We start from the raw sequence: 12,802 nt of genomic DNA, 5'->3' as shown, positions 1-12,802 counted from the left end.
GGACTTTCAGTTGGCCAGACGGTCGATCATCGGCTGGGTGATCAGGCAGATGCCCTTGTCGGTGCGCCGGAACCGATGCGCGTCGAGCACCGGGTCTTCCCCAACCACCAGGCCATCGGGAATCTTGACGCCGCGATCCAGGATCACCCGCCGCAACTGGGCGCCGCGGCCGATATGGCAGAAGGGCAGGACGACGGCCTCGTTGAGTGAGGCATAGCTGTGCGTGCGGACCCCGGTCGACAGCAGCGAGCGGTTGATCGACGATCCCGACACGATGCAGTCGCCCGCGATCAGGCTGGCCACCGCCGATCCACGTCGTCCCTCCATGTCATGGACGAACTTGGCGGGCGGCGTGATCTCGGCATAGGTCCAGAGCGGCCAGCTGCGGTCGTACAGGTCGAGCTGCGGCACCACATCGGTCAGGTCGAGGCTGGCCTCCCAATAGGCGTCGACGGTGCCGACATCGCGCCAATAGGCACCGGGTTCGTCCTCGGAGCGGACGCAGCTGGCGGAGAAGCGGTGCGCCTGGGCTTTGCCATGCTCGACCAGATAGGGGATGATGTCCTTGCCGAAATCACGGGCGGAGCCCGGCGTGGCGGCGTCGCGACGCAGCTGCTCGAAGAGGAAGGCGGTGCGAAAGACATAGATGCCCAGCGACGCGAGCGACACGCCCGGATTGCCGGGGATGGAGGGCGGATCGGCGGGCTTCTCGACAAAGTCGACGATGCGGTCGGTCTCGTCGACATGCATCACGCCGAAAGCGCTGGCTTCCTCGCGCGAGACCTCCAGACAGGCGACGGTGACGTCGGCGCCACTGTCGACATGCTGCTGGAGCATCAGCTCATAGTCCATCTTGTAGACGTGATCGCCCGCCAGGATGACCATGAACTCCGGCGCATAGCTTTCGATGATGTCGATATTCTGGAACACCGCGTCGGCGGTGCCCTCATACCATTGGAATTCGCTGATCCGCTGGCTGGCAGGCAGGATATCGAAGCTTTCGTTGCGTTCGTCGCGCAGGAAGTTCCAGCCACGCTGGAGGTGGCGGATCAGCGAGTGCGCCTTGTACTGGGTCGCCACGCCGATGCGGCGGATGCCCGAGTTGATCGCGTTGGACAGGGCAAAGTCGATGATCCGCGCCTTGCCGCCGAAATAGACGGCGGGCTTGGCACGGGTGTCGGTCAACTCCATCAGGCGACTGCCACGACCGCCCGCCAGCACATAGGCCATGGCATCGCGCGCCAGCGGTTGTCCGCGCCTCAGGTCCATCGTCCGTCTCCCATCCCGTTTGTCTGTGGTGCAACGCGCTGACAACGCGTTGGTATTCTTGGAAAAGCTTCGATCCAGATCAGCCGTCGAAGCGCAGGATCACGGTCGCCAGCGGTGGCAGCGTCACCCAGGCCGCGCCGTCCTTGGCATCCACACCGCCCATATTGCCCAGCCCCGAGCCCCAATATTGGGTGGCGTCGGAGTTCAGCACCTCGGTCCAGCGGCCTTCCTGCGGCAGCGGCAGGCGATAGGGGGCGCGGGCGACTGGCGTCATGTTGGCGATGACCGCGACCGGCTTTTCGCCAGGTGCCTTGCGCAACCAGGCGAAGACCGACTGCGCACTGTCGTCGGCGACCAGCCATTCAAAGCCTTCGCGCTCGCAGTCGCGGGCATGGAGCGCGGGCGTGTCGCGGTACAGGTGGTTCAGGTCGCGGACCAGCGAGCGGACGCCCTCATGCGCATGGCTGCACCGCAGATGCCAGTCGAGCGGACGATCCTCCGACCATTCCTCGCGCTGGGCGAATTCCTGGCCCATGAACAGCAGCTTCTTGCCCGGATAGGCCCACATGAAGGCGTAATAAGCGCGAAGATTGGCGAATTTCTGCCAGTCATCGCCCGCCATCTTGGTCAGCAGGCTGCCCTTGCCATGGACCACTTCGTCATGGCTGAGCGGCAGGACGAAATTCTCGTCGAAGGCGTAGTGGAGGCCGAACAGGATTTCGCCATGATGGTGCCGCCGATGCACCGGCTCGCGCGCCATGTACTGGAGCGTGTCGTGCATGAAGCCCATGTTCCACTTGAACCCAAAGCCCAGCCCGCCGTCATGCGCGGGTGCCGAGACGCCGGGCCAGGCGGTGGACTCTTCGGCGACGGTGAAGACGCCGGGATGCTGGCCGTAGACTTGGCGGTTGACTTGGCGGAGGAACTCGACCGCTTCCCAATTCTCGCGGCCGCCCTGCTCGTTGGGCACCCACTCGCCGTCCTTGCGGCTGTAATCGCGGTAGAGCATCGAGGCGACCGCATCCACGCGAAGCCCGTCGATATGATAACGCTCGGGCCAGAACAGCGCGTTGTTGACCAGGAAGCTCGAAACCTCGCGCCGCCCGAAATTATAGATGGCGGTGTTCCAGTCGGGATGGAAACCCTGACGCGGGTCCTCATGCTCATAGAGCGCGGTGCCGTCGAAATGCGACAGGCCATGCGCGTCGGTGGGAAAGTGCGCGGGCACCCAGTCGAGGATCACGCCCACCCCGGCGCGGTGCGCACCGTCGACGAAGCGCGAAAAGCCCTCGACATCGCCGAAGCGTGCCGACGGGGCATAGAGCCCGGTCGTCTGATAGCCCCAGCTCGGGTCGTAAGGATGCTCGGAGATGGGCAGGAATTCGATATGGGTGAACCCCATCTCGACCACATAGGGGATCAGCCGGTCGGCCAGCGCGTCCCAGCTGAGATACCAGCCATTCTCGTCGCGGTCCCACGACCCGGCATGGACCTCATAGATACTGATCGGCACGCGGCGCGGGTCGATCTTCGACCAATGCTCGCGGTGGGGGGCATCCTTCCAGACATGCTGGGGCGGCGCGGTCGTCACCGAGGCGGTCTTGGGGCGAAGCTCGGCGGCGAAGGCGAAGGGGTCGGCCTTCATCGGCTGTTCCGCGCCATGCGGGCCGGTGATGGCGAACTTGTAAGCGCGACCCTCGCCGATATCGGGGATGAAGATTTCCCAGACGCCGACATCCAGGCGGCGGCGCATGACGTGGCGGCCGGGATTCCAGTCGTTGAAGTCGCCGACGACCGCGACACGCTCGGCATTGGGCGCCCAGACGGCGAAGTGGACGCCCGCCACGCCCTGATGCTCGATCAGGTGCGCGCCCATCTTGTCATAGAGGCGGAAGTGATTGCCTTCGCCCATCAGGAAGTCGTCGAGGGGCCCCAGCACCGGGCCGAAGCTGTAGGGATCGGTGATCCACCACTCCGCGCCATGGCCGCGTGCGTGGTACTTGACCGGCTGGGCGGGACCTTCGACTGGTCCCTCGAAAAGGCCGCGCGCATCGACGCTCTTTAGGTCGCCCAGCGCCGTGCCGGACAGGTCGAAGGCCGTGACCGCCTCCGCACCCGGCACCAGCGCCCGCAGGAACGTGCCGCCCGGTCCTTCATGAGGTCCCAGCAACGCGAAGGGATCGGCGTTGCGGCCCTCGATCAGGGCATCCAGAGCGGCACGGGGTGGCTTCACATCACGTTCCAGATTTCCTCGGCATATTGCCGGATGGTGCGATCGGAGGAGAACCATCCGACTTTCGCGACATTGTGGATGGCCGAGGTCGCCCAGCCCGCCTGGTCCTGCCAGCGGGTGTCGACGCTGCGTTGTGCGGCGGCATAGGCATCGAAATCGGCGGCGACCATGAACCAGTCGCCTTCGTACAGTCCGCCCATCAGTCCCGCATAACGACCGGGATCGTCGGGCGAGAACACGCCCGAGGCGATGGCGGAGACGGCCTGGCGCAGCTCGGGGCTGCCCTCGATCACGTCGCGCGGGTTGTAGCCGTCACGGCGCTTGGCGCCGACCTCATCGGCGGTCAGGCCGAAGATGACGATATGATCGTCGCCGACATGCTCCTTGATCTCGACATTGGCGCCGTCGAGCGTGCCGATGGTCAGCGCGCCGTTGAGCGCGAACTTCATGTTGCCGGTGCCCGACGCCTCCATGCCCGCGGTCGAAATCTGTTCGGACAGATCGGCGGCAGGAATGATCTTCTCGGCCAGGCTGACATTGTAGTTGGGGATGAACCCGACCTTCAGCAGATGGCCGACGCTGGGGTCCGAATTGACCCGGCGGGCGACGTCATTGGCGAGTTTGATGACCAGCTTGGCATTGTGATAGCTCGACGCCGCTTTGCCTGCGAACAGCTTTACGCGCGGCGTCCAGTCGCGTTCGGGATGGCTGCGGATTTGGTCGTAGAGCGCCACCGTCTCGATGATGTTGAGCAGCTGGCGCTTATATTCGTGGATGCGTTTGATCTGGACGTCGAACAGCGCATCGGGGTCTATGCGCAGCCCGCTCGATTCCCGGAGATAATTTGCCAGCCCCACCTTGTTGGAACGTTTGATGCTGAGAAAGCGTTCCCGGAAATTCGCGTCTTGCGCAAATTCCGTGAGCGCTATCAATTTTTCCGCGTCATCCTCGAACCCTGGCCCAATCGCCTCGCGGATCAGCGCGGTCAGCTGCGGATTGCATTGCTGCAACCAGCGGCGCGGGGTGATGCCGTTGGTCTTGTTGTTGATCCGCGTCGGATAGAGGTGGTGGAGATCGGCGAAGACCGTCTTCTTCATCAGCTCGGTGTGGAGCGCGGCGACACCGTTGACGCTGTGGCTGCCCGCAAAAGCCAGGTTCGCCATGCGCACCCTCCGCTCGCCGCCTTCGTCGATCAGGCTGATCGCGGCGATGGCGCGGTCGTCCACGCCCTCCATGCCCCGCGCCTCGCGCAGCAGCTTGGCGTTGATCGCATAGATCAGCTGCATGTGGCGCGGCAGCAGCCGCTCGAACAGGTGCAGCGGCCAGCTTTCCAGCGCCTCGGGCAGGAGGGTGTGGTTGGTGTAACCGAAGGTGCGACGGGTGATGTCCCACGCCTCGTCGAAACCCAGATCGTGATGATCGATCAGCAGGCGCATCAACTCGGCGACCGACACCGCCGGATGGGTGTCGTTGAGCTGGATCGCCGCCTTGTCGGGCAGGGTGCGGATATCCTTGAAATACTGGATATGCCGCCGAACGATGTCCTGGATCGAGGCGGAGGAGAAGAAATACTCCTGCCGCAGTCGCAATTCCTGGCCGGCGGGCGAGCTGTCCGAGGGATAGAGGACGCGGACCAGCGTCTCCGCCGCCATCTGTCCGGCAAGCGCGCCGGTATAATCGCCCGCGTTGAACCGATCGAGCCGGATGGGGTCGATCGCCTGTGCGGTCCACAGCCGCAGCGTGTTGACCCGCTTGCCGCGCCAGCCGACGACGGGGGTGTCGACCGCGATCGCCTCGATCGCCTCGGCGGGCTTCCAGTGGACCGCGCCCGTCTCGGTCCCGACGACCTCGCCGCCGAAGCCGACGAAATAGGCGCTCTCGCGACGCTCGAATTCCCAGGGGTTGCCGTGGCTGAGCCAGGTTTCGGGCAGCTCGACCTGCCAGCCATCGTCGATCCGCTGGCGGAACATGCCGTTCACATAGCGGATGCCATAGCCGTAGGCGGGCAGGTCGAGGCTGGCGAGGCTTTCCATGAAGCACGCCGCCAACCGCCCCAGGCCGCCATTACCCAGCGCGGCGTCGGGTTCCATCTCTTCCAGTGCGGCCAGGTCGACGCCCAGCGTCTGGAGCGCGCCTGCCACCTGCGCCATGACGCCCATGTTCGACAGGGCATCGCGCAGCAACCGGCCGATCAGGAACTCCAGGCTGAGATAATAGACCCGCTTTGCACCCGCCGCATGGGCTTGGCGGGTGGAGGCCATCCAGCGTTCGATGATGTCGTTGCGGACGGTCAGGATGGTCGCGGCCAGCCAGTCGTGCGGTCGCGCATTGGCGGCGTCCTTGCCGATCCGGTGCACCAGCGTGTCGACAATGGCGTCGGCCAGCGGCCCGGTGTCGTCGACATGCAGCGTGGTGATGGTGGTCGTCATTGATTCGGGCGTCCCTGTATCCCAGTTCACGCCAGCTTAGCCGCGCGCCCCCCGAAGTCACGCGCCAACGTTTCGCAACTGCGGGACGATTCAGCCCGTCGCGATGCCCCAGAGCAGGGTCAGGTTCAGCGCGATAATCGTGGCCGCGATGACCCAAGCGACCATGCGCAGCCAGAGGGAACTGGCGAAGGGGCCCATCATGCCCTTGTCCGCGGTGAAGCGGACCAGCGGCACGACCGCGAAGGGCAGTTGCAGGCTGAGGACGACCTGGCTGAGCACCAAGAGTTTCGTCGCCCCCGCCTGACCGCTGGCGCCGACGACGATGACGGCGGGGATGATGGCCAGCCCGCGCGTGATCAGCCGCCGCAGCCAGGGGGCTAGCCGAAGGTCGAGAAACCCCTCCATCACGATCTGCCCGGCGAGCGTCCCCGTGACGGTCGAGTTCTGGCCCGAGGCGAGCAGCGCTACGCCGAACACCACGCTCGCCGCGCCCGCGCCCAGCATCGGGGCGAGCAGGCGGTAGGCCTGGTCGATCTCCGCCACGTCGGTGCGCCCGGCGACATGGAAGGTGGCCGCCGCCACGATCAGGATCGCGGCGTTGATGAAGAAGGCGAAGAACAGGGCGACGGTGCTGTCGATCGTCGCCAGCTTGATCGCGTCACGCTTGCCCTCGGTGGTCAGGCCGAAAGCGCGGGTCTGCACCACCGAGGAGTGAAGGTAGAGATTATGCGGCATCACCGTCGCGCCGAGGATGCCGATCGCGATGTAGAGCATCGCCGGGTCGGTCACGATCCGCGTCGTCGGAACGAAGCCCGCCATCACCGCGCCCGGATCGGGGCGCGAGGCGATCAGCTCGTACAGGAAACAGCCGCCGATGATGAGGAGGAGGGCGATGATGAACGCCTCGACCTTGCGGAACCCGTAACGCTGGAGCGCAAGGATTAGGAAGACGTCGAGCCCGGTGATCAGCACGCCCCAGACCAGCGGCAGGTCGAACAGCAGTTGCAACGCGATCGCGGTGCCCAACACTTCGGCCAGGTCGCAGGCAATGATCGCGATCTCACAGAGCAGCCACAATATGCGCCCGACGGGCTTGGAATAGGCCGCCCGGCACGCTTGCGCCAGGTCCAGCCCGGCGGCGATGCCCAGCCGCGCCGACAGCGCTTGCAGGATCATCGCCATGATGTTGGACAGCAGGATGACCGACAGCAGCGCATAGCCATAGGCCGATCCGCCCGCGATGTCGGTCGCCCAGTTGCCCGGGTCCATATAGCCGACCGCGACCAGATAACCGGGTCCGGCAAAGGCGAACAGTCGCCGCAGGAAGGATGCCCCTTCCGGCACGGCGATCGAACGATGGCTTTCGGCAAGCGAGCGGGTGGCGGGCGTGGCTACGGTCATCGGCCTGAAGATGTGACGAACTTTGCCCAACGCGACAACCCGCCAAAGCGTTGCGGGGCATGCGTTTAAGGAAAGAGCGCAATTCCTCCCCTGCAAGGGGAGGGGGACCAGCGAAGCTGGTGGAGGGGTGTCACCGGTAGCGAGGACAGTATGCCTTCACCAGCGGCGACACCCCTCCGTCAGGGCTTCGCCCTGCCCGCTCCCCTTGCAGGGGAGGAATTAGAGGCTGCTGCCCACCACCACACAGGCCAGCGCCATCAGCAACCCCGCGAACCGGTTCGACCGGAACCGGTGCAGCGCCCCCGCGCCGTCGTCGGGTTGCAACGTCACCACTTGCCAGCCCAGATGCAGCGCCACGGGAACCAGCGCCGCGACGGCCATCGGATCGGGCCGCACCAGCCAGATCGCCCCCGCCCAGCACAGCATCGCCCCCGCGTAGAACGCCCCCACGCCCGGCTTCACATGGGCCCCCATGCGCAGCGCAGAGGAGCGGACGCCGATCATCGCGTCGTCCTCCCGGTCCTGCAGCGCATAGATGGTGTCATACCCGATCACCCAGGCGATCGACCCGGCATAGAGCAGCCAGAGCGGCGCGGAGAGCACCCCCGCCACCTCGGCCCAGCCGACCAGCGCGGCCCAGCTGAACACCAGGCCCAGCCAGGCCTGTGGCCACCAGGTGATCCGCTTCATGAAGGGATAGGCGGCCACCGGCGCGAGGCTGGCTACCGCGACGATCGCCGCCAGCGGACGCAATTGCACCAGCACGACCAGGCCGATCAGACACAGCAGCACCAGCCAGATCGCCGCCAGCTTCACCGACACCAGCCCGGACGGGATCGGCCGCGCGCGGGTGCGGGCGACCTGGGCATCCAGATCACGGTCGACGATATCGTTGAGCACGCATCCCGCCCCGCGCATCGCGATCGAACCGAGCAGGAACCACAGCACCAGCGGCCAGCGATCCGGCACGCCCCCTGCCAGTGCGATGGCCCAGACACCCGGCCAGAAGAGCAGCCACCAGCCGATCGGCCGGTCGAACCGCGCCAGCAGGGCCAGGCCGCGCAGCCGGGGCGGCAAGCGCCCCACCAGTCCCTTATGCTCGCTATCGGGCACGATCTCGATCGTCATGGCGCGTGGCCTATGGGGGCGAAGCGTGGCGCGCAAGCCCGTTCGCGGCTATCGTCGGGGCGTGATCCTCCCGATGCCCCTTGTTCGATGATCGGCCTGTCGGTCGCGGTCGGCCGTTTCGTCGAGGCGCTGTTCTGGGCGATCCTGCGCGTGGCCGGGATGGTCGGCGGGGTGGTGCTGGGCGTCGCGCTGGCGATCGGCCTGGGCTGGTGGCTGATCCGCCGCCGCCGTTAGGCGGCCAGCGTCGCCCGCTGCGAGCGAATGACATCCAGATTATGCTGCGCCAGATGGCTGCCACGCCCGGCGACGCTGCCCTCCAGATCGGGACGTTCGCCGATGGTCAGGCAGCGTTCCCACGCGCTCTCGGCCAGCGGCAGCCAATGGTCGAGCGCGCGCTGCGGCTCGGCCGTGGCGGCTTCCAGGAACAGGTCGCCCATCACGAAATAGAAATCGGGGGACCGCGCCCAGTGCGACATTTCGGTGTCCGCGATGGTCAGCGCGGCTTGCAGATGGCCGCTTCTGATGAACTGGTTGAGCGCGTTGATGACCAGATCGTGCCGCCAATTCGCCTCCGGCGGTGTGGCGTCCAGCGCCTGGGCATAATGATCGCACGCCGACGCATGGTCGCCACGCATCTGCGAGTCCTTTGCGACCTGATAGAGCAGGTACGGGTTCTCCGGCTGGTCAGCGAGATCGGCGAGCAGCAGTGGGGCGTAGCGATCCTTCTTCCGCTCGAGCTGCGGGGCCAGATCGCCGTCATGCCCGATATCGAGCGCGATGCGATAGCGGGGCAGGACCGAGGCGACCTGCTCGCGCACCCGCCCTTCGTAGAATACGCCGCGCGGAATCACGCGGGTCATCCAGCTCCGTTGAACGGTCGTGCCCTCCGCCTCGTTATGGATGCACGGGCAGCCCAGCAGGTCGGTCGCCGACTCGCACCAGTCGCGAAGACCCTTGCCGCCTTCGATGATCCATTCATCGGCATCGATGATGAGGTTCCAATCGGCATCGGCGAGCGCCAACGCATGGTTGCGCGCCTCGGCGAAGCTGTCGGGCCAGGGGAGGTGGTGGACTTCGGCCCCCAACTCTTGCGCGATGGCGACCGTGTCGTCGGTCGATCCGGTGTCGAGCACGACCATCCGATCGACCCAGGGCGCGACGCTGGTCAGGCAGCGCGCGATGCAGCGCTCTTCGTTACGGACGATCAGCACGGCGGCGATCTCGATGGCATTGCGGGTCACGCGCGCGACTTTCACTTTGGGGGCCAGCGCCGGATGCGGTGGCCCCCTGCGTTAAAGCGCACCATGGTTAGGAAAGTCTGAACGCCGGACTATTTTGCCAGCCGTCCGTCCTCCAGCGCCGCCATCTTGAACGGAAAGAGCAGTTCGGGGTCGGGCGCGTCGACCGAATCGGCGATGTCAGCGGGCGCGATGGCGTGCAGGATGTGGCGGATGATCGCGATTCGCGCATCCTTCTTGTCGTCGGCGCGCACGATATGCCACGGCGCGAAGGGAGTGTGGGTGCGGGTCAGCATGGTGTCGCGCGCCGCCGAATATTCGGCCCACTTGGCCTGCGCCACCTTGTCCATGTCCGACACCTTCAGCGCCTTCAATGGATCGGTGCGCCGCGCCTCCAGCCGCTTTTCCTGCTCCTTTTTCGAGATGTCGAGCCAGATCTTGACCAGCCTGATGCCGCTCTCGACCAGCATCCGCTCGAAATCGGGGGCGTCGCGCAGGAACGCTTCCTGTTCGGTGGCGGTGGAGAAGCCCATCACCACTTCGACGCCCGCCCGGTTGTACCAGCTGCGGTTGAAGATCACGATCTCGCCAGCGGCGGGCAGGTGGGTGGCGTAACGCTGGAAATACCATTGCGTGCGTTCGCGGTCGGACGGCTTGGGCAGCGCGACCACCCGGGTGGCGCGGACCGAGAGATGTTCGGTGATTCGCTTGATCGTTCCGTCCTTGCCCGCGCCGTCGCGGCCCTCCAGCACGATCACGACGCGTTCGTCTAATTTGGCGTCCGAGCCCGCCATCGCCATCTGCGTACGGACCAACGCGAGTTGCAGCGCCTCCAGTTCTTCCTGATAATGTTTCGCCATCGTCACCTCCTTTGGGCGAAGGAACGCCCGAAATCGCAAAAGTGGCAAGCGCCGCGCGACCCGTGTAAGCGGAGCCCATGCCCGCTACCCCCGCCTGGCCGCCGCAATCCACCCCCCGCCTGTTCGTCGACCAGCCTTTGGCCGAAGGGCCGATCCGCATCGATGGCCCGGCGGCGCATTATCTGGTGTCGGTGATGCGCACCAAGGTCGGCGATCCGGTCAAGCTGTTCGACGACCGCAGCGGTGAATGGCTGGGCGTCGCCGCCTCGGTCGGCAAGCGTGACCTGACGCTCGACGTGACGACCCTGCTCCGCGAGCGGGAGGCGGTGCCCGACCTGTGGCTGTGCGCCGCGCCGCTGAAGAAGGGCCGGGTCGACTGGCTGGCGGAAAAGGCGTGCGAGCTGGGCGTCGCGCGTCTGGTCCCCGTGGTCACCCGTCGCACCGTCGTCGACAAGCCCAATACCGAACGCCTCCGTACGCACATGATCGAGGCGGCCGAGCAGTGCGGCCGCACCGCTTTGCCGGAGGTGGCCGAGCCGGTGAAGCTGGCGGCGTGCCTGCGCGACTGGCCCGAGGGGCGGGCGCTGTTCTTCGCCGACGAGACCGGCGGTGTGCCCGCGTTGGAGGCGATGCGCGCGCATCGGGGCCCGGCGGCGATCCTGATCGGCCCGGAAGGGGGCTTCGATGCCGAAGAACGCGAGGCGATCCGTGCGCACCCGTCCGCCATCGGCATCGGCCTGGGCCCCCGCATCCTGCGCGCCGATACGGCGGCGGCGGCGGCGGTATCGCTGTGGATGGCGGCGGCGGGCGACTGGCGTTGATTCACCCTATGGCGCGGACGCTTCCGCGCGCGTAAGGCGCGGTTCATGAGCACCAAGTCCGAGAGCCTTGCCAAGGGCGCCGTCATCGAGTCGCGCGACCAGCTGATCGCGAGCTTCGCGCGGGGGGAAAAGCCGCGTGACCGCTGGCGGATCGGCACCGAGCATGAGAAGTTCGTCTATGCGCTGGGCGACCATCATGCGCCGTCCTATGACGAAGCCTCGGGCATCCGCGCGCTGCTGGGCGAGTTGGAGCAATATGGCTGGGCCCCGGTCATGGAGGGCGGCAACGTCATCGCGCTGACCGGCGCGGACGGATCGATCAGCCTGGAGCCTGCCGGTCAGTTCGAGCTGTCAGGCGCGCCGCTCGACAATCTGCACCAGACCTGTGCCGAGACGGGGCGTCACCTGCAACAGGTGAAGGCGGCGGGCGACACGCTGGGTCTCGGTTTCCTGGGCCTGGGCATGTGGCCGGACAAGACCCGCGCCGAACTGCCGATCATGCCCAAGGGCCGTTATGCGATCATGCTGCGCCATATGCCGCGCGTCGGGTCGCTGGGCCTCGACATGATGCTGCGGACCTCAACGATCCAGGTGAACCTCGACTACGCGTCCGAGGCGGACATGGTGAAGAAGTTCCGGGTAGGGCTGGCGCTCCAGCCGCTGGCGACCGCGCTGTTCGCCAACTCGCCCTTCACCGAAGGCAAGCCCAACGGCAAGCTCTCCTTCCGCAGCCATATCTGGTCGGACACCGACCCCGCGCGCACCGGCATGTTGCCCTTCGTGTTCGAGGATGGCTTCGGGTACGAGCGTTACGCCGACTATGCGCTCGATGTGCCGATGTACTTCGTCTACCGCGACGGAAAATATATCGACGCGGCCGGGCTGTCGTTCCGCGACTTCTTGAAGGGCGAGCTGTCGGTCCTGCCGGGCGAACGGCCGACGATCGACGACTGGAACGATCACCTGTCGACCGCCTTCCCCGAAGTACGGCTGAAGACCTTCCTGGAGATGCGCGGCGCCGATGGCGGCCCGTGGAACCGCATCTGTGCGCTGCCCGCGCTGTGGGTCGGGCTGCTCTATGACGACGGGGCGCTGGATGCGGCCTGGGATCTGGTCAAGGACTGGTCGCTCGACGAGCGACAGGCGCTGCGCGACTCGGTGCCCGAGCTGGCACTGGACGCGCCGCTGCCGGGGGGCGGGCGTCTGCGCGATATCGCGGGCGAGGTGCTCGATATCGCCCATGCCGGGCTGGCGGCCCGCGCGCGACTTAACGGGGCGGGGGATAACGAAACCGGCTTCCTCGATCCGCTGCGTGAGATCGTACGTTCGGGCAAGGTTCCCGCACAGGTGCTGCTCGACCGCTATCATGGCGAGTGGGGCGGCGACATCTCGCGGGTATATGGCGAGGCGAGCTTCTGACGCG

At 66.3% G+C, this 12,802-nt stretch carries 10 protein-coding genes; 3 read left to right on the top strand and 7 right to left on the bottom strand.

Translation table 11 applies throughout. The features are described from left to right. Nucleotides 1–6: 6 nt before the first annotated feature. The 5 genes from glgC to ubiA all read right to left on the bottom strand — a co-directional run bounded on the left by glgC (nucleotide 7) and on the right by ubiA (nucleotide 8,460). Nucleotides 7–1,269, bottom strand: coding sequence for a glucose-1-phosphate adenylyltransferase (gene glgC / locus SSA01S_RS11005; RefSeq protein WP_061780395.1), 1,263 nt, complete (start codon nucleotides 1,267–1,269; stop codon nucleotides 7–9). Between the two features lie 79 nt (nucleotides 1,270–1,348). Beyond that, the gene (gene glgB, locus SSA01S_RS11000; protein ID WP_061780394.1) at nucleotides 1,349–3,502 is read right to left on the bottom strand and encodes a 1,4-alpha-glucan branching protein GlgB; all 2,154 of its coding nucleotides are present in this window, start codon (nucleotides 3,500–3,502) and stop codon (nucleotides 1,349–1,351) included. Beyond that, on the bottom strand, nucleotides 3,499–5,931 hold the full coding sequence (locus SSA01S_RS10995; protein ID WP_082795044.1) for a glycogen/starch/alpha-glucan phosphorylase: 2,433 nt from the start codon (nucleotides 5,929–5,931) through the stop codon (nucleotides 3,499–3,501). The genes glgB and SSA01S_RS10995 overlap by 4 nt, the downstream gene beginning before the upstream one ends. Nucleotides 5,932–6,021: 90 nt before the next feature. Next, nucleotides 6,022–7,332, bottom strand: a complete 1,311-nt coding sequence (locus SSA01S_RS10990) for an Nramp family divalent metal transporter (RefSeq protein WP_061780393.1) — start codon at nucleotides 7,330–7,332, stop codon at nucleotides 6,022–6,024. A 219-nt stretch (nucleotides 7,333–7,551) separates the two neighbouring features. Beyond that, nucleotides 7,552–8,460 carry a 4-hydroxybenzoate octaprenyltransferase gene (ubiA, locus tag SSA01S_RS10985; protein ID WP_061780392.1) on the bottom strand — a complete coding sequence of 303 codons (909 nt, stop codon included), beginning with the start codon at nucleotides 8,458–8,460 and terminating at the stop codon, nucleotides 7,552–7,554. A gap of 87 nt (nucleotides 8,461–8,547) precedes the next feature. Between ubiA and SSA01S_RS19820 the strand changes: the two genes are divergently transcribed. Further along, on the top strand, nucleotides 8,548–8,694 hold the full coding sequence (locus SSA01S_RS19820; protein WP_167348912.1) for a hypothetical protein: 147 nt from the start codon (nucleotides 8,548–8,550) through the stop codon (nucleotides 8,692–8,694). Here SSA01S_RS19820 and SSA01S_RS10980 read toward each other — a convergent pair. Both SSA01S_RS10980 and ppk2 read right to left on the bottom strand, forming a co-directional pair. After that, nucleotides 8,691–9,701 carry a glycosyltransferase family 2 protein gene (locus SSA01S_RS10980; protein ID WP_061780410.1) on the bottom strand — a complete coding sequence of 337 codons (1,011 nt, stop codon included), beginning with the start codon at nucleotides 9,699–9,701 and terminating at the stop codon, nucleotides 8,691–8,693. The two genes, SSA01S_RS19820 and SSA01S_RS10980, sit on opposite strands and share 4 nt — an antisense overlap. A gap of 89 nt (nucleotides 9,702–9,790) precedes the next feature. Continuing rightward, nucleotides 9,791–10,558: a polyphosphate kinase 2 gene (ppk2, locus tag SSA01S_RS10975; protein WP_156477755.1), complete on the bottom strand. Its 768-nt coding sequence runs from the start codon at nucleotides 10,556–10,558 to the stop codon at nucleotides 9,791–9,793. Between the two features lie 77 nt (nucleotides 10,559–10,635). Between ppk2 and SSA01S_RS10970 the strand changes: the two genes are divergently transcribed. Together SSA01S_RS10970 and SSA01S_RS10965 are read left to right on the top strand one after the other, a co-directional pair. After that, on the top strand, nucleotides 10,636–11,379 hold the full coding sequence (locus SSA01S_RS10970) for a 16S rRNA (uracil(1498)-N(3))-methyltransferase (protein WP_061780390.1): 744 nt from the start codon (nucleotides 10,636–10,638) through the stop codon (nucleotides 11,377–11,379). 45 nt (nucleotides 11,380–11,424) lie between these two features. Next, nucleotides 11,425–12,798 (top strand): glutamate--cysteine ligase, encoded by a 1,374-nt coding sequence (locus SSA01S_RS10965; protein ID WP_061780389.1) that lies wholly within the window; start codon nucleotides 11,425–11,427, stop codon nucleotides 12,796–12,798. Nucleotides 12,799–12,802: the final 4 nt, after the last annotated feature.

The organism is Sphingomonas sanguinis NBRC 13937, from assembly GCF_001591005.1.
Lineage (GTDB): Bacteria > Pseudomonadota > Alphaproteobacteria > Sphingomonadales > Sphingomonadaceae > Sphingomonas > Sphingomonas sanguinis.
This window is presented reverse-complemented; position numbering and strand designations above follow the sequence as displayed.